Here is a 25,230-nt window from a genome sequence, read left to right as displayed (position 1 = left end):
CACCGCGCGGCTGGTCCACACCTCCGATCTCGACCACGAGACCCGTGAAGGCGCCCGCCGCATGGTCATCGAGGCGTTCGGCGGGGATTTCACCGATGCGGACTGGGAGCACGCCCTCGGCGGCATGCACGCACTGATCTGCCATCACGGTGCGCTGATCGCGCACGGCGCGGTGGTCCAACGCCGGCTGCTCTACCGCGACACCGCGTTGCGCTGCGGCTACCTCGAAGGTGTCGCGGTCCGCGAGGACTGGCGCGGTCAAGGACTGGCCACGGCGGTCATGGATGCCCTCGAACAGGTGCTGCGCGGGGCGTATCAGATCGGCGCGCTGAGCGCGTCGGAAGAGGGCCGGCCGATGTACACCTCACGCGGCTGGCTGGCGTGGCAGGGCCCGACCTCGGTGCTGCAGCCCGCGGGCCTGGCGCGCACCCCCGACGACGACCGGTCGCTGTTCGTTCTGCCGACCGACCTGCCGCACGGCCTCGAGCTGGACACCACCGCGGAATTGACCTGCGATTGGCGTGACGGCGACGTCTGGTAACCGCCTCACACGCGCGCCCTGGATAGAGTGAGCGGAATTTCACGGCCGGGTCATCGCGGGGAGCGTCCGGGCAATAAACGGTTTCTACCGTTCGGGCCATGCCGAAACTGTTGAAACCTGATCACATCACCGACTGGGATCCCGAGGACACCGAGGCCTGGGAGAACGGGAACAAGTACATCGCGCGGCGCAACCTGATCTGGTCGGTGTTCGCCGAGCACATCGGGTTCTCCATCTGGTCCATCTGGTCGGTCATGGTGCTGTTCATGCCGGAGTCGGTCTACGGCTTCACCGCCGGCGACAAGTTCCTGCTGGGGGCCACCGCCACCCTGGTCGGCGGATGCCTCCGCATTCCCTACACCATGGCGACGGCCACGTTCGGCGGTCGGAACTGGACCGGGTTCTCGGCCTTCGTGCTGTTGATCCCGACCGTGGGCACCATGGTGCTGCTGGCCCATCCCGGCCTGCCGCTGTGGCCCTATCTGGTGTGCGCGGCGCTGGCCGGATTCGGCGGCGGCAACTTCGCGTCGTCGATGACGAACATCAACGCGTTCTACCCGCAGCGGCTCAAGGGCTGGGCGCTGGGACTCAACGCGGGCGGCGGCAACATCGGTGTGCCGATGATCCAGCTGATCGGACTGCTGGTCATCGCGACCGCCGGCAACCGGGCGCCCTACTGGGTGTGTGCGGTGTATCTGGTGGCGCTGACGGTCGCCGGAATCGGCGCAGCGCTCTTCATGGACAACCTCGAACAGCACAAGATCGATCTGGGCGCGATGAAAGCCATTCTCGGCGAACGGGATACATGGGTGATCTCGCTGCTCTACATCGGCACCTTCGGATCGTTCATCGGGTTCGCGTTCGCGTTCGGTCAGGTGCTGCAGATCAACTTCGCGGCAGGCGGCCAGACCCCGGCCCAGGCTTCACTGCACGCCGCGCAGATCGCGTTCATCGGCCCGCTGCTCGGCTCGCTGTCCCGCGTCTACGGCGGCAAGCTGGCCGACCGGATCGGCGGCGGCCGGGTGACCCTCGCGGTCTTCGGCGGCATGATCCTGGCCGCCGGGCTCCTGGTCGCGATCAGCATGGTCGACGATCACAGCGCCGGCGCTGCCACGGGCCTGATGATGGCCGGCTACGTCGTCGGGTTCGTCGCCCTGTTCCTGCTCAGCGGACTCGGCAACGGCTCGGTGTACAAGATGATCCCGTCCATCTTCGAGGCCCGCAGCCACTCCCTGCAGGCCGATCAGGAGACCAGGCAGCAGTGGTCGCGATCGATGTCGGGGGCGTTGATCGGCTTCGCCGGCGCGATCGGAGCACTCGGCGGCGTGGGCATCAACCTGGCGTTGCGGCAGTCCTACCTGTCCAGCGGCTCGGCGACCACCGCGTTGTGGGTCTTCCTGGCCTTCTACGTGCTGGCCTCGGCAGTCACCTGGTTCCGCTACGTTCGTCGGCCCGCCACGGCAGGCGTCACAATGGTCCAGACAGACCGACACGCCTCGGCAATGGCCGGGTAATGACTTGGAAACACGACGTGCCTTCACTGGATCCCATGACCGAGCCCGACTGGGCACCGCTGACCGGCTTCCGGGTGGCGGTGACCTCCGCCCGGCGTGCCGACGAGCTGGCCACGTTGCTCACCCGCCGCGGTGCGACGGTGACCAGCGCGCCGGCCATCGCGATGGTTCCGTTGCCCGATGATGACGAGCTGCGCACCAACACCGAGGCCCTGATCTCCGATCCGCCCGACATCGTGGTCGCCACGACGGGGATCGGCTTTCGCGGTTGGATCGCGGCGGCCGACGGCTGGGGCGTGGCCGCTGAACTGACCAGCGCCCTGAGCCAGGCCCGCATCGTGTCCCGAGGCCCGAAAGCCACGGGCGCGCTGCGGGCGGCGGGTCTTCCGGAGGAGTGGTCACCGGATTCGGAATCCTCCCGCGAGGTGTTGCACTATCTCGTCGAGCACGGAATCGCCGGCCTGCGCATCGCCGTGCAGTTGCACGGCGCCACCGACGACTGGGACCCCTTCCCGGAGTTCCTCGACGAATTACGAAGCGCCGGTGCGGATGTGGTCCCTATCCGGGTGTACCGCTGGCATCCCGCGCCACGCGAGGGCGAATTCGACCAGCTGGTCGCCGGTATCGCCGAACAGCGTTTCGACGCGGTCAGTTTCACGTCGGCACCGGCGGTGGCCTCGGTGTTGATGCGCGCGACCGAGATGGGGATCGCCGATCAGGTGGTGTCGGCGCTGCGCACCAACGTGCACGCGATGTGCGTGGGTCCCGTGACGGCCCGGCCGTTGGTCCGGCTCGGGATACCCGTTTCGGCGCCCGAACGCATGCGGCTGGGCGCGCTGGCCCGCCACATCACCGACGAACTGCCCCTGCTGCAGGCCCGTACCGTCCGAGTGGCCGGGCATGTCCTGGAGATCCGGGGCACGTGCGTGATGGTCGACGGCGTCGTCAAGCCACTGTCGCCGGCGTCGATGGCGACCATCCGCGCGCTGGCCCACCGGCCCGGGGCGGTGGTATCCCGATTCGATCTGCTCGGCGCGCTGCCGGGCAGCGGCACCGACACCCACGCCGTGGAGACGGCTGTGCTGCGGCTGCGAACTGCCTTGGGAGACAAGAACATCGTGTCGACCGTGGTGAAGCGTGGCTACCGGCTGGCGGTCGACGAGCCGGTGAACGCCGACCTCGCCGGCGCGCGATGAGCCTGGTACTGGCGGCGCACGGGACCCGCAAGCCGGGCGGTGTGGCGATGATCAACACGCTCGCCGAGCGGGTGGCCCAGCTGCTCGGCCGACAGGTCCACGTCTCGTTCGTCGACGTGCTCGGACCGACACCGACCGAAGTGCTCGACGCTCTGCCCGCGGATGCGCCTGCGGTGGTGGTACCCGCGTTCTTGGCCAGCGGTTATCACGTCCGCGTCGACGTGCCCACGTATGTCGCTGCCAGCGGTCACCCTTCGGTGACCATCACCCAGCCACTGGGCCCGTGCCCAGGGACGGTCCGGGTACTCGCCGATCGGCTGGCCGAATCAGGCTGGCGCCCAGGCGTTTCAGTGATCCTGGCAGCGGCAGGGACATCAGACCCCCGCGCTCAGTCCGATCTGCGCCGCACCGCCGCACTGCTGTCAGCCGTTACCGGCGATCGCGTAGAACTGGCCTATGCCGCCACCGGCGCGCCCAGCGTCGCCGAAGCTGTTGCCGCGCAGCGCCAACGCAGCGGCCGCCGCATTGCAGTGGCGTCCTACCTGCTTGCCGATGGGCTCTTCCAGGATCGGTTGCGTGACGCCGGTGGGGACGTCGTCAGCGAACCGCTGGGCTTGCACCCCGGCATGGTTCGGCTGATCGCCAACCGGTTCCGCCGAGCGGGCGTACTGGGCCTGCCGGTCGCGGCGTGAGGCCAGCGCGCGTACGACGTACGGCCCGGCCAGCACGGCCAGCAACAGGACCGCACCGCCGCCACCAACGGACAACGCTGCCGTCCGACGCGCAGTGACCAGTCCCTCGCACTGCTCGGCATAGTCACTCATCACGTACGCAGGCCCAGCCAAGGTGTGTTGGTCCAGGTTGAGCAGATCCTGCTTGGCCGCGACGTCATAGGACGGACGCATGCCGGTGCCGCAGGGTATCGGTGCGCCCGTGCGGTCGACCACAGCAAGACCGAGCGGCAACATCAACGCGATCACCGCGCCCAGCATCGCCGCTGCACCGAGCAAACCCACCAGCTTGACCATCGAACGTGCAAATATCATCCTCGTCAGCCCCTTTTGAAGCACTCCCCAACGGGATAGTAGCGACGCTCAGCGAACTTTTCTAGTTAGCCAGAGCAAACCGCCAAGACCCACTGGTACCTGTTCAACTGCCGTTCACCTGGATGATCTGCAGCGTGAAAATCGCTTGTACCCGGGTTTTCGACCTGCTAAACATGCGCCCCAGCATCCAAGCTGATCACGGCGCTGCGGGAATTCGGGTTGTACTCAGCTATCGTATGTCCGATAGCTGGTCTTTGTTTGCGGGAGCTTGGGTAACAGTGCAGGTAACAACGGTGGGCGACACTCGTCGCCCCGACGGTGAGTCCATTCGTGCCAGCAACTAACCCGACGCCGGCCGAACGGTTGCGGCTGCGCCTGTTGAGCGCGCTCTCGGGCACGCGACGGTCGATGACCACCGCACAGCTTCGTGACCACGTTCACGAACACTTCGGTGAACCGGTCGTGATCGAAGCGGTCTATCGGAACCTGACGGTGTTGGAACGGCGCGGTGACGTCCAGCGCTGTGACGGACCGGGCCGCGACGCCTACTGGACGACCGCAGGCGCTACCGGGCGACCTGGACGAAGCCGCCGGGCGTGACGCGGGTCCGGTAGACCGGCACCGACATCTCGGGTCCGTCGAGGCAGCTGCCGTCGTCGAACGCGAACGCCTGCTTCTTGATGGGCGACTGCACGGTGGCCCGCCCGCCCCGGTCACCCACGATCCCGCGGGACATCACGGCCGCCCCGGAGAACGGGTCGATGTTGCCCACGGCATGCAGCGTGCCGTCGTCGAGCCGGAACAGCGCCACCTGCGATCCATCCGGCAGCAGCACGGCCACCCCGCGGCACGGCATCAGGTAGTCGTACCGGCATGCGGTCGTCCATTCGCGTGAGGTCGATGCGTCGATGTCCTGGTGAACGTCGAGCAGTGTCATTTCGCCTCCTGGCCGATCGAGGGCATACCCAGCGCAGTGACCGGCACTTTGCGCCCAGCCCGTTCGGTGAACGCCACGGTGGGATCTGCGACATCGGGGGCGTTGACGAACGAGACGAACCGCGACAGCTTCTCGGGGTCCTCGAGCACGCCCTTCCATTCGCAGGCGTATCCCTCGACGTGGCGGGCCATCGCGGCCTCGAATTCGGCTGCAAGACCCAGCGAGTCGTTGCAGACGACATCGCGCAGATGGTCCATACCACCGTCGAGGCCCTCGACCCACGGCGCGGTGCGCTGCAGCCGGTCGGCGGTGCGGATGTAGAACATCAAGAACCGGTCGATGTAGCGCACGAGCGTCTCGTCGTCGAGGTCGCCGGCCAGCAGTTGCGCGTGCTTGGGCGTCATCCCGCCGTTGCCGCCGACGTAGAGGTTCCAGCCGGTTTCGGTGGCGATGACGCCGACGTCCTTGCCACGGGCCTCCGCGCACTCACGCGCGCAGCCCGACACCCCCATCTTGAGCTTGTGCGGGGACCGCAGCCCGCGGTACCGCAACTCCAGGTTGATGGCCATCTGCACGGAATCCTGCTGGCCGTAGCGGCACCAGTCACTGCCGACGCAGCTCTTCACGGTGCGCAACGACTTGCCGTAGGCATGCCCGGATTCCATCCCGCCCTCGACCAGCCTGCGCCAGATCTCGGGCAGCTGCTCCACCCGGGCGCCGAACATGTCGATGCGCTGGCCGCCCGTGATCTTGGTGTACAGGTCGAAATCCCTGGCGATCTCGCCGATCAGGATGAGCTGCTCGGGGGTGATGTCCCCGCCGGGAACCCGCGGCACCACCGAGTAGCTGCCGTTCTTCTGGATGTTGGCCAGGAAGTGGTCGTTGGAGTCCTGCAGCGAGGCCTGCTCACCGGAGAGGATGTGCTCCGAGCTGGTGGACGCCAAGATGGAGGCGATCGTGGGTTTGCATATGTCGCAACCTTTTCCGGTACCGAACTGCTCGATCAGACCGGAAAACGTGCGGATCTCCGTGGCGCTGATGATCTCGAACAGCTCGGCCCGCGACTGGCTGAAATGCTCGCACAGCGCCTTGGACTGCTCGACGCCCTCGGCCTCAAGCAGCTGCTTGAGCAGCGGCACACACGACCCGCACGAGGTGCCGGCCAGCGTGCACTTCTTCAGGCCGGTCACATCGGTGCAGCCTCCGCAGATCGCTTCCTTCAGATCGCCTTTGGTGACGTTGTTGCACGAGCAGATCTGCGCGATGTCGGGGAGCGCGCTCACGCCCAGCCCGGACGACTCGCTGTCGGTCGAGGGAGCGATCAACGCCAACGGGTCGCCGGGCAGCTCACTGGCCACCATGGGTCGCAGCACGCCGTAGGACGACGCGTCGCCGACCAGGATGCCACCGAGCAGGGTCTTGGCATCGTCGGACAGCACCAGTTTGGCGTAGGTCTGCTTGACGGGGTCGTTGACCACGACCTCAAGGCAGTTCGGCGTAAGCCCTTTCGCGTCACCGAAACTGGCGACGTCAACCCCGAGCAGCTTGAGCTTGGTCGACATGTCCGCGCCGGGGAACTCGGCCGCGCCGCCGAGCAGCCGGTCGGCCACCACCTCCGCGGTGGTGTATCCCGGAGCCACCAGGCCGTAACAGCGGCCCTCGATGGCGGCCACCTCGCCGATTGCGTAGATATTGGGATCGCTTGTCACACAAGTCAGATCGGTGAGCACACCGCCACGCTGCGCCACGTCCAGACCGGCGCCGCGGGCCAACTCGTCGCGCGGTCGCACACCGGCGGCGAAGATCACGACGCCGGCGTCGATCGAGGTGCCGTCGTTGAGTGACACCCGCAGCGAGTCGTCGATCGCGGAGCGCCGCAGCGGCTGATGCTTCTGCGCCGGCTGGATCCTCTCGGTGCTGACCGCAGTGTGCACCTCGATGCCCAAAGCCCGCATCATGCGGTTCAGTAATACGCCGCCGGCCTCGTCGAGCTGAGCCGCCATCAGGTGCGGCGACATCTCAAGAACATGCGTGCTCAGTCCGAACTGCCGCAACGCGTTTGCCGCTTCCAGGCCGAGCAGACCACCACCGATCACCACACCGACCGGCGACTTCGAGCCCAACGTTGTCTGCGCGCTCGCGCGGATGGCGTCCAGGTCGTCCAGCGTGCGGTAGACATGGCAGCCGGGCAGGTCGCGCCCCGGCACGGGCGGCACGAACGCGTACGACCCCGTGGCGAGCACCAACGTGTCGTAGGCGAAGCTCTCGCCATTCGCGGTGCGCACGGTACGTGCGTCCCGGTCGATCTCGACGACCGCACTGCCCAGCCTCAGGTCGACCAGGTCGTCGCCGACGTAGCCGTTGCCGGGCAGCGCCAGCCGGGCACGGTCCCAGTGCTCGGTGTATCCGGTCAGCCCGACCCGGTCGTAGGCCGCTTCGGACTCCTCCGCCAGGATCGTGACGCGCCAGTCCCCCGCGGTGTCCCTGGCCCGCAGCGCCTCGACAAAGCGGTGTCCCACCATGCCGTGACCGACCACGACGACGTTTCGTGTTCCAGACATACCGCGAGGCTAGGGACGCGATATTGCCGAAATGTCGCGCTGTGTGAAGCGCCCATCACGGTGTGCTCACGACCCTGCCCGGCAGTATGTGAGGAGCCTGACCTCAGCGTTCGGCCGAGACGCCCTGCAACGGCTCCGGCAGTGCCGAGTTCGCCGCGGCCACCGCGGCCCCGCTGCGGACGAACTCCACGGCCGCCTCGACCTCGCGAGACAGGAAGCGGTCCTGCCCCGGCCCCGGCACGGTTTCGCGCAGCGCGGCGACCACGGCACCGGTGGCGGGACCGGGCTGCAGCGGTGCCCGCAGGTCGATGGCCCGCGCAGCAGTGAGCAGTTCGACGGCGAGCACGCGGGTCAGCCCGTCGAGCGCCAGCCGCAGTTTGCGGGCCGCCGACCATCCCATCGAGACGTGGTCTTCCTGCATCGCGCTCGACGGGATCGAGTCGACACTGGCAGGCACCGCCAGCCGCTTGAGCTCCGAGACGATCGCGGCCTGGGTGTACTGCGCGATCATGTGCCCCGAGTCGACGCCTGCGTCGTGTGCCAGGAACGGCGGCAGCCCACGCGACCGCGCGACGTCGAGCATGCGATCGGTGCGTCGTTCACTGATCGACGCCAGATCGGCGACGGCGATGGCGAGGAAGTCCAGCACGTAGGCGACCGGAGCACCGTGGAAGTTGCCGTTGGATTCCACGCGGCCGTCGGCCGTGACGACGGGGTTGTCGACCGCCGAGGCCAGTTCGTAGCCGGCGATGGTGCGGGCGTGGGCCAGGGTGTCGCGAGCGGCGCCTGCGACCTGGGGTGCGCACCGCATCGAGTAGGCGTCCTGGACGTACGTGCAGTCAGGGCCGACGTGGCTCGCGACGATCGGCGAATTCGCCAGCAGCGCACGCATATTCGCGGCCGCCACGGCCTGGCCGGGTTGCGGGCGCAGCGCCTGCAGATCGGCCGCGAACACCCGGTCGGTGCCCAGCATGGCCTCGACGCTCATCGCGGCCGTGAGATCGGCACAGCGCAGCAGCATGTCGAAATCGTGGCAGGCCAACAGAAGCATGCCGAGCATGCCGTCGGTGCCGTTGATGAGTGCCAGGCCGTCCTTTTCCGCGGGCTCGATCGGTTCGATGCCGACCTCGCGCATCGCTTCGGCGGACTCGCGCAGATTGCCTGCGGCGTCGCGCACGTCGCCCTCACCGAGGAGCGCCAGAGCGCAGTGCGCCAAGGGCGCCAGATCACCCGAACAGCCCAGCGAACCGTACTCGCGCACGACGGGTGTGATCCCGGCGTCGAGCAGGGCGGCCATGGTCGTGGCGGTTTCCGTCCGCACGCCGGTGCGGCCGGTCGCCAGGGTGGAGAGCCGCAGCAGCATGAGCGCGCGGACCACTTCACGTTCCACTTCGGGCCCGGATCCGGCCGCATGCGAGCGGATCAGTGAGCGCTGCAACTGCACCCGTTGGTCGAGCGGGATGTGCACGCTGGCCAGCGCACCGAAACCGGTCGACACTCCGTAGTGCGGTTTGACGTCGTGGGCCAGTGCGTCGACGATGGTGCGCGCCTCGCCGATCGCGGCAAGTGCGTCGCTGCCGAGCTCCACGCCGGCCCCGTACCGGGCCACGGCAACGACATCAGCTTCCGAAACCGGTCCCCGGCCAACGGTGACCCGGGGCGGCGTGCTGTTCATCTGATTCTCCCTACTGTGCTGCTGGAAACTGGACGGGTCTGCGGTGTCGTCACGGAACCACGATGACCGGCCCCGGAGAGTTGCGGGCGATTTTGGTGGCCGTTGCACCGAGGAGCCGCGACAAGGGCCACAACGCATTCGACGCCGTCGGTTCTCCTGATCCTCACGCTTGACACCGTCACGCCCCTACCCTGCGAAGGCACGCTACATCGTGGTGAATGTATACAGCAAGTGTTGATCTTGTAGTTTGTATGATTATTCAATCGATATGAGTGACCGCTCTTGACAAGTCTTCATTCAGAGAGCACATTTTGGGCTGACACCGTCGAATCGAGGGAAGATGCCGACAGGGCAGACACCGGCAGCTGCCGCCAGCGTGCGGCGCTGGCTCAACATGCTGATCGAAGGCCGTCAGCTGTCGCCGGCACAGCGACGCGTCGCGGGCTTTCTGCTCGACCACCCCGAGGAAGCGGTGTGGCTCAGCGCCGAGGAGCTCGGCCGCCGCTCGGGCGTCAGCCAGCCGACGGTCAGCCGCTTCGCCTCCGCCCTGGGCTTCGACGGCTACCCTGAGCTGCGCGAACAGGCCAGAGCGCAGGTACAGGAAGAACTACGCGGCACCGGTACCGAAGCCGACTCGGTCAGTGCACTGCACCGCCTGATCGCGGCCGAGACCGCGAACCTCGCAGAGCTCGCATCCAGCCCATGGGCAGGCGAGCGGATCGAGCGGGTCGGCAGCTACCTCGCTGACTCGCGACCGCTGCCGGTGCTCGGGCTGCGGGTGTCCAAGCCGTTCGCCGACATCTTCGTGCATTTCGCCGCGAAGGTGCACCCGGATGTGCGGTCGGTTCCTGCCGGTTCGGATGGCGACGACGTGCTGGTCAACGCCCGCGCCGCGGGCGCGACATGGCTGCTGGCCTTCGGCTTGCCGCGCTATCCACGGGCGCTGCAGGAATCCATTCAGTTCGCCCGCACCCTCGGGCTGCGGGTCGCCCTGGTCACCGATAGCCCGCTGTGCCCGCTGGCGGGCGAAGTCGACGATCTGCTCGCCGCGCCCGTCGCCTCGACACTGACCTTCGATTCCACCGTCGCGCCGATGGCACTGACCATGAGCCTGCTCCACGCGCTCACGGAGGCGCTGCCCGAACACGGCCAGCGGTGGCTCGAAGAATTCGACCAGCGCGCATCAGATCGCAATCTGTTTCTCGATTAGCCACTCCACCAACCCATTTCGATATTCAAGGGAGAGATCCAATGGAAGGCGCCCGTCCCGTACGTGCCCCTCGCGGCACCACCCGCACCGCACGCAGCTGGTATACCGAAGCTCCACTGCGCATGCTCATGAACAACCTCGATCCCGAGAATGCCGAACGCCCGGACGACCTGGTCGTCTACGGCGGTACGGGACGCGCGGCACGCAACTGGGCCTGTTTCGACGCCATGGTGCGCACCCTGGAGACCCTGGCACCCGACGAGACGATGCTGGTGCAATCCGGCAAGCCGGTCGGCGTGTGGCAGACCCATGAGTGGGCGCCCCGCGTACTGATCGCCAACTCCAACCTGGTCGGCGACTGGGCCACCTGGCCCGAGTTCCGGCGGTTGGAGAACCTCGGGCTGACCATGTACGGGCAGATGACTGCGGGGTCCTGGATCTACATCGGCACTCAGGGCATCGTGCAGGGCACCTACGAAACCTTCGCTGCCGCAGCCGAAAAGCGCTTCGGCGGCACCCTTGCCGGCACCCTGACGCTGACCGGCGGCTGCGGCGGCATGGGCGGTGCGCAGCCGCTCGCGGTGACCCTCAACGGCGGCGCCTGCCTCATCGTGGACGTCGACGAGGCGCGTCTGCGCCGCCGCGTCGAGCACCGGTACCTCGACGAGGTCGCCGACGATCTCGAGGATGCCATCAAGAAGGCCGTCGACGCCCGGACCAACAAGCGGGCCTGGTCGGTCGGCGTCGTCGGCAACGCCGCCACGATCTTCCCCGAGCTGCTGCGCCGCGGCGTACCCATCGACCTGGTGACCGACCAGACCAGCGCACACGACCCGCTGTCATACCTCCCGGAAGGCATCGACCTCGACGACTGGCACGACTACGCCGAGAAGAAGCCCGACGAATTCACCGACCGGGCCCGCGAATCCATGGCCAAGCAGGTCGAGGCCATGGTCGAGTTCCAGGACGGCGGCGCCGAGGTCTTCGACTACGGCAACTCGATCCGCGACGAGGCCCGCCTCGGCGGTTACGAACGCGCCTTTGAATTCCCCGGTTTCGTCCCCGCCTACATCCGCCCGCTGTTCTGCGAGGGCAAGGGCCCGTTCCGCTGGGTCGCGCTCTCGGGCGATCCGGAGGACATCTACACCACGGACAAGGCCATCATGGATCTGTTCCCCGACGATGACCGCCTGCACAAGTGGATGCGCGGCGCCCGTGAGCGCATCGCGTTCCAGGGCCTGCCCGCGCGGATCTGCTGGTTGGGCTACGGCGAACGAGACAAGGCCGGCGTGCTGTTCAACGATCTGGTGGCCAGCGGCAAGGTGTCGGCCCCGATCGTCATCGGCCGCGACCACCTCGACTGCGGCTCGGTGGCCAGCCCCTACCGCGAGACCGAGTCGATGCTCGACGGATCCGACGCGATCGCCGACTGGCCGCTGCTCAACGCCCTGACCGCCACCTCGTCGGGTGCGGCGTGGGTGTCGATCCACCACGGCGGCGGCGTCGGCATCGGTCGGTCCATCCACGCCGGGCAGGTCGGCGTGGCCGACGGGACCGAGCTTGCGGCACAAAAGCTTTCGCGGTTGCTGACCAATGACCCGGGCATGGGCGTGATCCGTCACGTCGACGCCGGTTACGAGCGGGCCGAAGAGGTCGCGAAGGAACGCGGCGTCCGGATCCCCATGCAGGAGAGCTGATGACCTCTCTGAATGACCGGTTCGTCTCCTTGTGGGCGTCGCTCGCGCCCATCGGCAGGGACCCGGGCAGCGGCGGCTACCGCCGGTTCGCCTGGAACGCGGCCGACGGCGAGTTGCGCGCCTGGTTCATCGACCAGGCCAAGCAGCGCGGCCTGACCTACGAGGAGGACCGCAACGGGAACCAGTGGGCGTGGTGGGGCGAACCCCGCGCCGGCTCGGTGGTGACCGGCAGCCATCTCGACAGCGTGCCCGACGGCGGGGCGTATGACGGTCCGCTGGGCGTGGTTTCGGCCTTTCTGGCTGTCGACGAACTGCGCGCGCAGGGCGTCGAGCCCACCCGCTCGCTGGCGGTGACCAACTTCGCCGACGAGGAGGGCGCCCGGTTCGGAGTCGCGTGCATGGGCAGTCGGCTGCTGACCGGCGCGATCGAACCCGACCGCGCCCGCGGGCTCAGGGACGCCGACGGCGTCACCCTCGGCGATGCGATGCAGGCGGCCGGGGTGGACCCCGCGCGGCTGGGCCGTGACGAGCAGGCGCTGGAGCGCATCGGTGTGTTCGTCGAACTTCACGTCGAACAGGGCCGGGCGCTGGTGGACATGGACGCCGCGGTCGGGGTGGCGACAGCCATCTGGCCGCACGGCCGCTGGCGGTTCGAATTCCTCGGCGAGGCAAACCATGCCGGCACCACCCGGGTGGATGATCGCGTCGACCCCATGTTGCCGTTCGCGACCAGTGTGCTGGCCGCCCGGGACACCGCCACCCGCACCGGCGCACTCGCCACCTTCGGCAAGGTGCTCGTGATCCCCAACGGCGTCAACGCGATTCCGTCGGCCGTGCACGGCTGGCTGGACGCCCGCGCGGCCGACGACACCGTGTTGGAGAAGTTGGTTTCCGAGGTCACGGCGGCCGGTGAGGACGCGGCCGCCGAGCACGGCGCCACCTGCACGGTGACTCGCGAATCCTATTCGCCCGTCGTTGGTTTCGACGACGCACTGCGGGACCGGATCAGTGCGCTGCTCGACGGCGCACCGCAGTTGCCCACCGGGGCGGGCCACGACGCCGGGATCCTCTCGGCGCACGTGCCGACGGCAATGCTGTTCGTGCGCAACCCCACCGGGGTGAGTCACAGCCCGGTGGAAGAGGCCTCCGACGACGACTGCGTGGCCGGAGTGGTGGCGCTGACCAAGGTGCTGAAGGAGTTGGTGGGCCAGTGACGCGGTATTTCGCGGACTACGCCTGGCTCGGTGGTGATCAGGTCAGCGATCGGGTGCTGATCGAGGTCGACGGCGACAAGATCACGTCGGTGTCGGCCGGGCAGGATCGCCCTGCCGATGCCACCCACCTGCCGGGCGTGACGGTCCCGGGCCTGGCCAACTCGCACAGCCACGCGTTCCACCGCGCGCTGCGCGGGCGGACCCACCGCGGTGGCGGCACGTTCTGGACCTGGCGCGAGGACATGTACGCCGTGGCCGGCCGGCTGGACCCGGACTCGTATCACGCACTCGCACGCGCAACATACGCCGAGATGGCCCTCGCGGGCATCACGTGTGTCGGCGAGTTCCACTACGTGCACCACCGCCCGGATGGCACGCCGTACCCCGAGTCGAATGCGTTGGGAGAGGCACTCATTGCGGCGGCCGCTGATGCCGGGATCCGCATCACGCTGCTCGATACGTGTTATCTGACAGGCGGTTTCGGCACCGAGCTGCAAGGCCCGCAGGTCCGGTTCACCGACGGCACCGCCGCCGCGTGGGCCGAGCGCGTCGAACGGCTCACCGCCACACCGCAGGCCCGCATCGGCGCCGCGATCCATTCGGTGCGTGCCGTTCCGGCAAAGCAGCTGGGCACCGTCGCCGACTGGGCCAACGACCATGGCGTGCCGCTGCACTTCCATATGTCCGAACAGCGGGCCGAGAACGAGGCCTGCATGGCCGCACACGGCTGCACGCCGACCCAGCTGCTGGGTGAACACGGCGCGCTGGGATCGCTGTCGACCGCGGTGCACGCCACCCACCTCACCGATGACGACGTCGCCGCACTGGCCGATTCGCGCACCTACGTGTGCATGACACCGACCACCGAACGCGACCTCGCCGACGGCATCGGCCGGGCACGAGATCTCGCCACGGCGGGCGGCCTGTTGACCCTGGGCAGCGACAGCAACGCCATCGTGGACATCTTCGAGGAAGCCCGCGGCATGGAACTCGACGAGCGACTGCGCACCGAACGGCGCGGGCACTGGCCTGCGGCCGAGCTCATGCGCGCCGCGACCTCGGACGGGCATGCGTCGCTGGGTTGGCCCGAGGCCGGCCGGCTGGAACCGGGTGCGCTCGCAGACTTCGTCACGGTGGGGCTCGATTCGGTACGGATGGCCGGCTGGGATTCCGGAACCCTGCTGGAAACGCTGGTATTCGCCGCGTCCGCGCCTGACGTCACCGATGTAGTCGTCGGCGGCCGCCGGGTGGTGGACCGACGTTCGCACACCCAGATCGCGGATGTACCTGCGGCACTTCATGATTCCATAAGGACTCTGATCTCATGAGTAGTCTTCTGATCGACAACATCGGCGCCCTGGTCACCAACGATCCGGCGCAACAGGCCGGGCTGGTCGGCCTGATCGAAGATGCCGCAATCGTCTTCGACGACGGTGTGGTGGCCTGGGTCGGACCGCGCACCGGGGCGCCGGACGCCGACGACCGGGTGGACGCCGACGGGCGAGCCGTCATACCAGGTTTCGTCGACAGCCACAGCCACCTGGTGTTCAGCGGCGACCGTTCTGCCGAGTTCGCCGCTCGGATGGCCGGAAAGCCCTACAGCGCAGGCGGAATCAATACTACGGTCAACGCCACCCGCGCGGCCAGCACCGACGAGCTACGCGCCAACGTCGCGCGCCTGATCGCCGAGTCGCGACGCTCGGGCACCACCACCAACGAGTGCAAGTCCGGCTACGGACTCACCGTCGACACCGAGGTGCAGAGCCTGCAGCTCGCCGCCGAGTTCACCGACGAAATCACCTTCCTCGGAGCACATCTGGTGCCGCAGGAGTACGCCGACCGCCCCGACGACTACGTGGACCTGGTGTGTACGGCCATGATCGACGCGTGTGCGCCCGAAGCCAAGTGGATCGACGTGTTCTGCGAGCGTGGGGCATTCGACGGGGATCAGACGCGGAAGATCCTGGCCGCCGGCGTCGAGCGGGGCCTCATCCCGCGCGTGCACGCCAACCAGCTCGGGCCGGGACCGGGTGTGCAGATTGCCGTGGAGTTCGGCGCCGCGTCGGCCGACCACGCGACGTTCCTCGATGACGACGACATCGCCGCGTTGGCTTCCGGCAACACCGTGGCCACGCTGCTTGCGGCGACCGAGTTCGCCACCCGCATGCCGTATCCGGACGCCCGGCGGCTGCTCGATGCCGGTGCCACGGTGGCGCTGGCCAGCAACTGCAACCCGGGCTCCGGTTTCACCACCAACCTGCCGTTCTGTATCGCGGTGGCGGTCCGCGACATGAACATGACCCCCGACGAGGCACTGTGGTCGGCGACCATGGGCGGGGCACGGGCATTGCGTCGCACCGACGTCGGGCATCTCGGGGTCGGCGCCCGGGCCGATGCCGTTCTGCTGGACGCGATTTCGCACATCCACCTGGCGTATCGGCCCGGCGTGCCGTTGGTGGGTGCGGTGTGGCGGGGCGGCGAGCTGGTCGCGGGCAGCGTCGGGGATCACTCGTCGTGACACTGCAGGTGCAACGGTTCGCCACGCACCAGCGCATGCCGTGGCGCAACGGCGGTGGGGTCACCTATGAGCTGGCCCGCAACCCTTCCTGCGCTACCGACGAGTTCGACTGGCGGATCAGCATTGCCGAGGTGTCGGCGTCCGGCGCTTTCTCTGCCTTCCCCGGGGTCGACCGGACCATCATGCTCGTCGAGGGCACCGACATGGTGCTGACCGTCGACGGCAGGCGGCACCGCCTGCAACCGTTGGAGCCGTTCGCCTTCGACGGCGGTTCGGATACCACCGGCGAAGTTCCCGCGCCGACCCGCGATCTCAACGTGATGACCCGACGCGGTTGCGCCACAGCCGAACTCGACGTGGTCCGGCTGCGCGCCGGTGCCGAGGTATCGGTGGGTCCGGCCGAACCGCTGGTGCTGGTCGGGCTGTCCGGGACCGTCGCGGTGTCGTCGGGCGCGCAGGAACGCGTCGAACTGGGCGCATTGGACGCCCTGCGCTGGCCCGGACCGGCTCTGACGATGAGTGGGTCTGGCGAGGTGGCCGTGGTGCGGATACGACCGGTGCGGCGCTGAGCCGCTGTCTCGGCTGTCTGTACCCGCTCGCGACCGCCACCAAAGCCGTGGATGCCGCGCTGCTGCTGGGCACCTCACCGGACGCGAATTTCAGCGCCCTCTTGTAGGGGATGGCGAACGGAACCGCCTCTACCCGGGTGATCTTCACCGTTCATCTCCGGCTGGGCTCAGCGGTTGCCGAAGTAGGACACGTCCTCGTTGCCGATGAGGTCTGGCACCGTCCACCCGTCCAGGTCGTATTCGGACAGGCACTGTTCGGCCAGGCCCTTCATCGCTGCGGCGTCGCCGCGGCCTTGGGCGGCGAAAAGCAGCTCGGCTTTGACATTTTCGTGGTTGCCGGAGTAATTGCGTTCATACAACTCATGGCGGCCTCCGAACTCGGTGCCGACTGAATCCCACAGCGCTTTCATGATCTTCACCCGCTCGACCGCGGGCATGCCGTCGGATCCGCGGACATACTTGTCGAGGTATGGGCGTACCTCTGGTGAGTGAAAATCAGCTGCGCTGGAGGGCAGGTAGATCAAGCCCGACGCCACGTCTTGCTCGATGATTTCCTTGACGCGCGGGTACCCCTGGATCATGAACATGCGGTAGGTCAGGCCGTATTCGAGCTTGGGGATGACTGTGTCGCCCACCCACGGCTCGGGGTCGCGCGCCATCGATTCACTCAACGCCCAGAACAGGTTTCGCCAGCCAATCACTTCGCCGACTCGGGTCTGCACTCCGCGGAATCCACCGGCACCGGTTGCGTCGAGCGCCTTCATCAAGAGCCCGGCGATGAAATCGAGTTTGACGGCCAGCCGCGTGCAGCCCTGGAAGGTGAAGCGGGGAAGGAAACCCGACTGTGGGAAGAAGGCGTTGATCTTGTCAACGTCGCCGTACATGAACACGTTTTCCCACGGAACCAGGACCTTGTCGAAAATGAAGATGGTGTCGTTCTCGTCCATGCGGCTCGACAGGGGATAGTCAAACGGGGTGCCCATGACCGCGGCCTGCTGGGTGAACGAGGACCGGCAGATCAACTTGACTCCTGGCGCGCTCATCGGCACCGTGCAGATGAGGGCGAACTGCTTCTTCTTGATGGGCAGGCCGTAATGGGCGATGAAGTTGTAATTAGTGATGGCCGAACCTGTTGCGACGACCTTGGCTCCCGAGACGATGAGGCCGGCGTCGGTCTCCTTCTCGACCTTCATGTACACGTCGCCGACCTCGTCGGGTGGCAGCTGACGGTCCACCGGGGGGTTGATGATGGCGTGATTCCAGTACAGGACCTTCTCCTGTGACTCCCGGTACCAGCGTTCGGCGTTGTCTTGGAACGGCGAGTACAACTCCTTGTTGGCGTGCAGAGTGCCGAGGAACGATGCCTTGTAGTCGGGGCTGCGGCCCATCCATCCGTAGGTCATACGTGCCCAGCGGGCGATCGCGTCGCGCTCCTTGAGCAAGTCCTCGGCACAGCGGGGAGTCTTGAAGAACGGCATTGTCACGCCGCCGTTGCCGGTGTCGGTCGGGCTGGTCACCTCATCGACGTGCTCGCCGCCGTGTAAAGAATCGTAGAGCCGTGCTGTCATGCGGATGGGGTTGCGAAAGGCGGGGTGGGTGGTGACGTCGGTGACACGTTCACCGTGCAAGTAGATTTCGCGGTCATCGCGCAGCGACTCGATGTACTCGTCGCCGGTCATGGGTCGGGTGGCGTAGTTGACGCCGCTACTTTCGACGTCCCGGCTCTCGCTAGTTTCGATGTCGGCGCCCGGGGTGGTGGTGGTCATCGTTGGTGTTCCTTCGCGTTAAACGGTGTGAGGGAGGTGGATGGGGGTGAATGACGTCGCGGCGTCGAACCAACCTATTTCGGGGTCGTCGGCGCTGCCTGCCCATGTCATGTGAGCCGATGGCGGACCAAGGCTGTGAAAAGTGCTGCGGTAGAAGATGAGCGGTGGTTTGTCGTGAACGACGGCATCGACGATCTCGCCGATGAAGATGATGTGGTCGCCGCCGTCGTACTCGGCCCAGGGGCGGCATGACAGTGTGGCAGATGTACCCGTCAAGATCGGAGCGGTCGGGCCTTCGGCCCAAGCTGGGTCACGCACGCAAGGTCGTCCAGCGAAGTGCATCGCCGTGTCGACTTGATCGCCGGCCAGGACGTTGACTGCGAAGGGCGCCCCGCTGAGGTAGGTGCACGCCTTGGATCGTCTGGTCATCGTCACCTGACATAGGCGCGGTTCCAACGACACCGCCGTAAAGGCATTGACCGTGGCACCGTGAGGTGCGCCGTCGCCGTTCCGGCACGTAATGACGGTGACACCACTGGCGAACTGACCGAAGATCCGCCTCAGATCATGCTGCTCACCCATGAGCCTCCTTCGCCTTGATCGTTGTGACGCAGGCTATTTCGGCCCCGACACGGCGTCGATCCGCGATGCGCGGTTGCTATCCACAATGCGCGACGAGTGCGACCCGGGTCACAGGAGTGAATGGCCGTTGCAGTGACGCTGTGACCGCCGGACCCCTCAGGTGTGCAGCGTCTCAGAAGGCGACTCGCCGTACTTGCGGCGGTACGCGGCGGCAAAGCGGCCGGTGTGGGTGAAGCCCCACCGCATGGCAGCTGATGTCACTGTGGAATCGCCGGTACCGCGCAACAGCTCCTCTCGCACTCGGGCGAGGCGGATGTCGACGAGTAGCTCGCGAGGCGTGATGCCGAGATAGGACCGAAACCCTTCCTGCAAGCGGCGAACACTGACACCGGCCACCTCGGCCATGTCGCCGGCAGTCCAGGCCCGGGCTGGGTCGTCGCGCAGTTGGTCCACGACGCGTTTGACGATCCGAGGCCGCAACGCCGATGCCCGAGTGCCGCCATCGGGCATCGCGGCAAGCACGAATGCGGTCGTGATCGCAGCGCACAGCTGTTCACGGACCAGGGGATGCTGTTCTGACACCGCGTCGGCCGACAGGCAGCGCACCAGCTGTAGCCAGGCCGCGCCAGTCCCGTCGGCGAGGTCGAGATGATCGGGCAGCCCGTCGACGGGCTCGTCGAGCAGGCGGTGAATTTCCCGGTGCAGGTAGTCGCGATCGAAGCGGACCCCGACGATGACGCAGGATTCGCTCCACCGCCGAATGCACGCGGGGGTATCGGGAGGGAAGATCGTTGCACGTTCGGGCGTGGCCACGAGTTGGTCCCGACCGAGGACCGACTCCAGATGACCGGACACCGGGATGTTGACGGCGTAGGCGCCGGGATGGGTGGTGACTACTGAGACTGCTGCGCCCCAGGTGATGTCGGCGATCCTGATCGGCCCGAGATCGACCCCACGGGCGCGAGCGTTTCCTGCTTTCGCATGCCCGAGCGGATGTAATTCGTGGGGGAAGTACGCGTTGGCCACGGCACGTGAGACCTCATCCCAGTCCGTGCTCGCAGGGGCGACAGGAGCGGCCACGACGGCTCCTTCCACAGAATCGTGTTCAGCGCCCGGTGAGATCCGCCGGAGTCAACTGTCCCCGGCTATGCCACTCACGTAGACACTTCTTGTCGCACTTGCCGGTAGACGTGCGAGGAAGCTGGTCGACGAAAGCCCACCGTTCCGGAATCCACCACCGCGCGACCTTGTCACGCAGGAAATCTTGCAGCTCGGCGATGGTCACATCTGCGGCATGGCCGAGGACGACCGCTGCGAGGGGGCGTTCCTGCCACCTGTCGTCAGGGACTGCGATGACCGCCGCCTCGAACACATCCGGGTGAGACGCGATGGCCAGCTCGAGCTGCACCGAGGAGATCCATTCCCCGCCGGACTTGATGACGTCCTTGGCGCGGTCGGTGAGGGTGACGTACCCGTCGGCATCGATGGAGCCGATGTCTCCGGTGCTGAGCCAGCCGCTGTCGAAGGAGTTGTCAGCCTCCAAGTCGAGGTACCCGCCCGTGATCCACGGGCCCCGTACCTGTATCTCCCCGACAGCTTCTCCGTCGTGGCCGACGACAGTCCCGTCGGAATCGACGATCCGTACCTCCACGCCGCACGCTGGCCGACCTTGGGATGCCCGGCGCTGCCAGTATTGACTGTCGTCCAAGATCGGCGCTGGCTTGGATATCGTTGCCAACGGCGATGTTTCGGTCATCCCCCACGCTTGGACGAGGTAGATTCCGTACTTGTCGTGCAGGGTGCGCATGAGGTGCACGGGCACCGCTGATCCGCCGCATCCGACTAGTCGCAACGACGAGATGTCGGCGTCAGGTCGCTCCTCGAGGTACTGCACGACGTCGTTCCAGACGGTGGGCACTGCGCCTGCGATCGTCGGACGTTCGCGTTCGATGAGTTCGACGAGTGGTTCGGCTTGCAGGAAGCGGTCGGGTAGGACGAGGTCTGCGCCGGCCATCAATGCGGCGTAGATGAGGCCCCACGCGTTGGCGTGAAACATCGGCACGATGGGCAACACGGAGTCTTCGGGGCCCACTTCGAGTGCGCCCTTGGCGCAGATCGCCATGGTGTGCAGATAGGTCGACCGATGGCTGTACACAACGCCTTTGGGGTTGCCGGTCGTCCCGGACGTGTAACACATGGCTGCGGCGTTGCGTTCGTCGATGTCAGGCCAGTCGTACATGGTGGGCTGCCCGTCGAGGATGTCGTCGTAGCGGACAACGCGTTTACCCGTCCTTATCAGACAGCTCAGGTCGGTATCACCGGTCACGATGATGGTGTGCAAGGTGGGCACGTGCGGCGCGATCTCGGAGAACTGTCCGGCGAGGCTGGCATCGACGATGGCGATCTCGTCGCCGGCGTGGTTGGCGATGTAGACAAGCTGCTCAGTTGCGAGCCGGATGTTGAGTGTGTGCAGCACCGCGCCCATTGCGGGCACGGCGCAGTAGGCCTCGACGTGCTCCTGGTTGTTCCACATGAAGGTGGCCACAACGGTGTCGGTACCAGCCCCCAACGCGCGCAGTGCGTTGGCCAATTGCGCTGTGCGCTCGCCGAGTTGAGCGAACGTCGCGACACGCATTGTCCCATCGGGCCGGCGGGTTCTCACTTGGCGCCGGGTGTGGACGGTCGTTCCGTGCCGGGCGATGGCCCCGATGGTCAGGGAGTACTCCTGCATCGTGCTCTTCACGGGCGAATCCTTCTTGTCATCTAGGCGTCTCAGCCGTCGAAGGTTGCGTCGTCGACTCTTCGTGCCGCGCAACGGAACAGCTCCTCCGCACCCGTCACCCGCCATGGCCATTATTTGGCCGTTTCGGCCACCGCACCAGCGACTTGCCGGAAACAGGTATGGGCGCGGGTATGGATACGGGTATCCGGCGCGAAGACGACGGCGATTGCAGCACCACCGCAGTGAATCTTTCACCTGCTGAGCGCCTCCTTCGTCGGACAACGCTGATTTTTCGGCGCCGCGGGAAAAGAGACCTAGGATCGCGGTATGAGCTCATCGCTGAGCCAGCGACGAGGAGGCGAGCGGGTGGGCCCGCCGTTGAATCGACTCGTGGCTCGCCGCCACGATCTGGAAGCAGCCCAGAAGATGCTGGCCCAGTCGCGGTTGATCACCTTCACCGGACCCGGCGGTGTCGGCAAGACCAGGCTTGCTCTGGAAGTAGCGCATCGTGCGCAGGGGAAGTTCCCCGACGGCGCCTGGCTGGTCCGGCTGACCGATCTGAGCGTCGGAGCTGGCACCAACGACGTCGAGGCCGCGATCGTCAGTGCCCTGGGGATCAGCGATCAGTCGGCGACATCGCCGCGCGACAAGCTGCTGTCAGTTCTCCCTGAACGCCGACTGATGTTGGTCCTCGACAACTGTGAGCACGTCATCGATGCAGTGCGCCTCACCGTGCCCGTGCTCCTGCGGGCAGCGCCGAACCTGCACGTCATCACCACCAGCCGCGAGCACCTGGGTGTGGTGGGTGAGGTGCTGCGTCCGGTCCTCCCGTTGAGTGTGCCCGAGCTTGGAACGCCGGCCGAGCAGCTCATCGCCGACGGATCGGTGAGCTTGCTCGTCGAACGCGCCGTCGCCGTGGACCCGGACTTCGACGTGACGGGCGTCAACGCCGACGCCGTGATCGAGCTATGCCGGTTGCTGGAGGGATCGCCGCTGGCCATCGAATTGGCGGCAGCGAAACTGAGGTCCCTCACGATCGAGCAGGTTGTCGAGCGGTTCCGCAAGCGGTTGACCTCTCTCACCGCTTCCGATGTCAACTCGATGTCACGCCACCGATCGCTGCGGGCGATGGTGGATTGGAGCTACGACCTGTGTCACGGCACCGCGCAGGTGCTGTGGCGCCGACTGGCGGTGTTTGCTGCGACCTTCGACCTCGAACTCACCGAACAGGTATGTGCTTTTGGCGAGCTACGTGCCGATGACGTGTTCGACTCGATCGACCGGCTCGTCGCCCAGTCGATCGTGCTCACTGACCGCGGCGCGGGAACCATGCGTTACTACCTGCCGGCCACCGTGCGAGAGGTCGCTGCCGAGTTGGCGGACCAGGCCGGCGAGACGGAGCAGTTGCACCGCCGCCACCGCGACGTGATGTTGCGTCGCGCCGCCAGAGTCTTGACGCAGTGGTGGGGCCCCAGCCAGGACAGCTTGATTCGACAGATGAGCCTCGATCACCCCAGCTACGTGGCCGCTGTGCATTGGAGCGCGACGACTCCATCAGAAGGGCAGGTCGCGCTCGAACTGCTGGGCCGGCTGCGCTATCAGTGGTTGTTGAACGGACGCCTCGCAGAAGGCAGGATGCGCATCGAATCCATGCTCGAGGACGAAACGCCACCATCGGCCGCGCGGGCGCACTGTCTGTGGGTCGTCACCTGGATCGCCCTGCTGCAGGGCGACCACGAATCTCCCGTCAGCTGGTTGAAGGAGCTCGAGTCGTACGCCGCGGAGTCCGACGATGAAGTGTTCGCCGCGCACGTGCGCCACTGGAAGGCGCTGCGGGATTTGTTCACCGGCGACACAGCCGCTGCCGTAGGCGGATTCAGCAGAGCGGTGGAGGATCACGCTGCCCGCGGCGATCGCGAAATGGAAATGACGGCGCGATACATGCTTGCGAGCGCTTTGGCCGCGGACGGCGCGGCCGACCGAGCCCTAGCCGAAGCCCGTGACGCCGTGACGCTATGCGAGCAGCACGGAGAACGCTCGGCGCGCGGATATGCCGAATGGTCAGCGGCACTGGCACATTGGTCTTTGGGCGCCTATGACGAGGCGGAGCGCTCCGCGCGCCGAGCTCTGGCGCTACGACGTGGTTTCGGCGACGGCATCGCGGTCGCGCTGACCACCGATCTGCTCGCGTGGACCGCCTACGACCGCCGTCAATTCGGTCGTGCGCGGGTGCTCTCGCGTACGGCCATGGGGCTGTGGCAGGCAATGGGAACCTCCATCGATGCCTTCGGACCCCAGTTGTCCGGTTTCGCTGTCGCCCACACCCCCACGCCGGTCGAGCCTGCACCGGCGGACACGTCACATTCCGCCAGGCCGATGGACGTCGACGAGGCGATCGACTTCGTGCTTGGAGTCCTCGATGGTGCACACAGGTCAGCGCGCCTGCCCAGCGAACCACTGACAAAACGGGAACTCGAAGTCGCGGCGCTGGTCGAGATGGGGCTGTCCAACCGCGAGATCGCCGAGCGCCTCGTCATCTCCAAGCGCACAGCCGACGGCCACGTTGAGCGCATCCTGTCCAAGCTGGGCTTCGCGTCCCGCGCGCAAGTCGCGGCCTGGATGGCGCGGCACCCGACGCCGCGCTAGACACGCCGCAGGTTCATGCCCCCGTCGACCACGATGGCCGTGCCATTGACGAAGGATGCAGTGTCTGAGGCCAGATAGGTCGCCAGCCCCGCGATGTCGGCCGGTGCGGCCATTTCCCCCTGCCCCTGGGTCACCATCTGCTCGAACGACATGCCGGTGATGTCGCCGAAGACGTCACTGGTGCGGGCCACCATCTCGGTGTTGACGAAGCCCGGACAGATGGCGTTGGCACGCACCCGATGGTCACGCAGCTCCAACGCCATAGCTTCGGTGAGCCTGATCAACGCCGCCTTGGTCGCCGAGTAGATACCCAGTAGGGGAAAGGCCACCACGCCGCTGATCGAAGCGATGTTCACGATGGCACCGCCGCCATCGATGAGCGCCGGCACGGCGTGCTTGTACACAAGCCAAGGTCCGCGCACGTTGATCGACACCAAGCGGTCGAAGTCCGCCTCGCTGGTCTCGTGCAGCGGGCCGATCACTTCCACACCGGCGTTGTTGACCAGCACGTCGAGCCCGCCGAGGGACGCCGTCGTCGTCTGCACTGCCGCGGCCACGCTGTCGGCCGATCTCACGTCGCACGCGACACCGATTGCGCCACAGCCGATCTCTTTCGCTGCTACCTCGGCGCCCTCGATGTCAGCGATCGCGACGACCGCACCGGCCTCTGTGAAGGCTTCGGCGATCGCGCGACCGATCCCGCGGTGTCCGCCGGTTATCAGCGCCCGCTTGCCGTGGAGGGATCCGCTCATGTCAGTGCGTCTTCTTTCTGTTCGTGTCAAGTGTGGACAGGATGAATCAGGCTGTAATGGTGGGCATTTGGTGGGTGGTGGCCG

The 25,230-nt window shown here is 66.8% G+C and carries 20 protein-coding genes; 12 read left to right on the top strand and 8 right to left on the bottom strand.

Annotated elements, in window-relative coordinates; translation table 11 throughout:
• Positions 1 to 10 precede the first annotated feature (10 nt).
• The 5 genes from BST13_RS02395 (at position 11) to BST13_RS38965 (ending at position 4,316) form a co-directional block, all read left to right on the top strand.
• Positions 11 to 541 (top strand): GNAT family N-acetyltransferase, encoded by a 531-nt coding sequence (locus tag BST13_RS02395; protein WP_095533388.1) that lies wholly within the window; start codon positions 11 to 13, stop codon positions 539 to 541.
• Between the two features lie 98 nt (positions 542 to 639).
• Positions 640 to 2,055, top strand: coding sequence for a nitrate/nitrite transporter (locus BST13_RS02390; RefSeq protein ID WP_083160259.1), 1,416 nt, complete (start codon positions 640 to 642; stop codon positions 2,053 to 2,055).
• Between the two features lie 35 nt (positions 2,056 to 2,090).
• Positions 2,091 to 3,251 carry a uroporphyrinogen-III synthase gene (locus tag BST13_RS02385; RefSeq protein WP_083160740.1) on the top strand — a complete coding sequence of 387 codons (1,161 nt, stop codon included), beginning with the start codon at positions 2,091 to 2,093 and terminating at the stop codon, positions 3,249 to 3,251.
• The gene (locus tag BST13_RS02380; RefSeq protein WP_083160257.1) at positions 3,248 to 3,943 is read left to right on the top strand and encodes a sirohydrochlorin chelatase; all 696 of its coding nucleotides are present in this window, start codon (positions 3,248 to 3,250) and stop codon (positions 3,941 to 3,943) included. The genes BST13_RS02385 and BST13_RS02380 overlap by 4 nt, the downstream gene beginning before the upstream one ends.
• 211 nt (positions 3,944 to 4,154) lie before the next feature.
• Positions 4,155 to 4,316, top strand: coding sequence for a hypothetical protein (locus BST13_RS38965; RefSeq protein WP_158087092.1), 162 nt, complete (start codon positions 4,155 to 4,157; stop codon positions 4,314 to 4,316).
• A gap of 546 nt (positions 4,317 to 4,862) precedes the next feature.
• Here the strand turns inward: BST13_RS38965 and nirD are convergent.
• The 3 genes from nirD to hutH all read right to left on the bottom strand — a co-directional run bounded on the left by nirD (position 4,863) and on the right by hutH (position 9,470).
• A complete protein-coding gene (gene nirD / locus BST13_RS02370; RefSeq protein WP_083160253.1) occupies positions 4,863 to 5,234 on the bottom strand; it encodes a nitrite reductase small subunit NirD in 372 nt (123 codons plus the stop codon).
• Positions 5,231 to 7,795: a nitrite reductase large subunit NirB gene (nirB, locus tag BST13_RS02365; protein ID WP_083160251.1), complete on the bottom strand. Its 2,565-nt coding sequence runs from the start codon at positions 7,793 to 7,795 to the stop codon at positions 5,231 to 5,233. The genes nirD and nirB overlap by 4 nt, the downstream gene beginning before the upstream one ends.
• A gap of 103 nt (positions 7,796 to 7,898) precedes the next feature.
• Positions 7,899 to 9,470, bottom strand: coding sequence for a histidine ammonia-lyase (gene hutH / locus BST13_RS02360; protein WP_083160249.1), 1,572 nt, complete (start codon positions 9,468 to 9,470; stop codon positions 7,899 to 7,901).
• A gap of 340 nt (positions 9,471 to 9,810) precedes the next feature.
• Here hutH and BST13_RS02355 point away from each other — a divergent pair, with 340 nt between their 5' ends.
• Genes BST13_RS02355 through BST13_RS02330 form a run of 6 tightly spaced genes read left to right on the top strand, consistent with a single transcriptional unit; the run spans position 9,811 to position 16,678 of the window.
• A complete protein-coding gene (locus BST13_RS02355) occupies positions 9,811 to 10,680 on the top strand; it encodes a MurR/RpiR family transcriptional regulator (protein ID WP_083160247.1) in 870 nt (289 codons plus the stop codon).
• Between the two features lie 41 nt (positions 10,681 to 10,721).
• Positions 10,722 to 12,377: a urocanate hydratase gene (hutU, locus tag BST13_RS02350; protein ID WP_083160245.1), complete on the top strand. Its 1,656-nt coding sequence runs from the start codon at positions 10,722 to 10,724 to the stop codon at positions 12,375 to 12,377.
• Entirely contained in the window at positions 12,377 to 13,591 is a 1,215-nt protein-coding gene (locus tag BST13_RS02345; protein WP_083160243.1) for an allantoate amidohydrolase, read from the top strand. The genes hutU and BST13_RS02345 overlap by 1 nt, the downstream gene beginning before the upstream one ends.
• Complete coding sequence (locus BST13_RS02340) at positions 13,588 to 14,919, top strand: formimidoylglutamate deiminase (protein ID WP_083160241.1); 1,332 nt, start codon at positions 13,588 to 13,590, stop codon at positions 14,917 to 14,919. The genes BST13_RS02345 and BST13_RS02340 overlap by 4 nt, the downstream gene beginning before the upstream one ends.
• Positions 14,916 to 16,109, top strand: coding sequence for an imidazolonepropionase (gene hutI, locus BST13_RS02335; protein WP_083160239.1), 1,194 nt, complete (start codon positions 14,916 to 14,918; stop codon positions 16,107 to 16,109). Before BST13_RS02340 ends, hutI begins: the two co-directional genes overlap by 4 nt.
• A complete protein-coding gene (locus BST13_RS02330; protein ID WP_083160237.1) occupies positions 16,106 to 16,678 on the top strand; it encodes a HutD/Ves family protein in 573 nt (190 codons plus the stop codon). Before hutI ends, BST13_RS02330 begins: the two co-directional genes overlap by 4 nt.
• A 167-nt stretch (positions 16,679 to 16,845) precedes the next feature.
• On the opposite strand, the gene BST13_RS02325 is transcribed toward BST13_RS02330, so the two are convergent.
• From BST13_RS02325 to BST13_RS02310, 4 genes are all read right to left on the bottom strand, one after another.
• Positions 16,846 to 18,444, bottom strand: a complete 1,599-nt coding sequence (locus BST13_RS02325; protein ID WP_095533381.1) for a 4-hydroxyphenylacetate 3-hydroxylase family protein — start codon at positions 18,442 to 18,444, stop codon at positions 16,846 to 16,848.
• A gap of 18 nt (positions 18,445 to 18,462) precedes the next feature.
• Positions 18,463 to 19,026 carry a flavin reductase family protein gene (locus BST13_RS02320; RefSeq protein WP_083160236.1) on the bottom strand — a complete coding sequence of 188 codons (564 nt, stop codon included), beginning with the start codon at positions 19,024 to 19,026 and terminating at the stop codon, positions 18,463 to 18,465.
• 156 nt (positions 19,027 to 19,182) lie between these two features.
• Positions 19,183 to 20,106, bottom strand: coding sequence for an AraC family transcriptional regulator (locus BST13_RS02315; RefSeq protein WP_083160737.1), 924 nt, complete (start codon positions 20,104 to 20,106; stop codon positions 19,183 to 19,185).
• A 25-nt stretch (positions 20,107 to 20,131) separates the two neighbouring features.
• A complete protein-coding gene (locus BST13_RS02310; protein ID WP_095533387.1) occupies positions 20,132 to 21,757 on the bottom strand; it encodes a fatty acid--CoA ligase in 1,626 nt (541 codons plus the stop codon).
• A gap of 318 nt (positions 21,758 to 22,075) precedes the next feature.
• Between BST13_RS02310 and BST13_RS02305 the strand changes: the two genes are divergently transcribed.
• Complete coding sequence (locus BST13_RS02305) at positions 22,076 to 24,394, top strand: ATP-binding protein (protein ID WP_245839274.1); 2,319 nt, start codon at positions 22,076 to 22,078, stop codon at positions 24,392 to 24,394.
• Here BST13_RS02305 and BST13_RS02300 read toward each other — a convergent pair.
• Complete coding sequence (locus BST13_RS02300) at positions 24,391 to 25,146, bottom strand: SDR family NAD(P)-dependent oxidoreductase (RefSeq protein ID WP_083160230.1); 756 nt, start codon at positions 25,144 to 25,146, stop codon at positions 24,391 to 24,393. The two genes, BST13_RS02305 and BST13_RS02300, sit on opposite strands and share 4 nt — an antisense overlap.
• Positions 25,147 to 25,230 lie beyond the last annotated feature (84 nt).

It is taken from the genome of Mycobacterium aquaticum (assembly GCF_002086485.1).
GTDB lineage: Bacteria > Actinomycetota > Actinomycetes > Mycobacteriales > Mycobacteriaceae > Mycobacterium > Mycobacterium aquaticum.
This window is presented reverse-complemented; position numbering and strand designations above follow the sequence as displayed.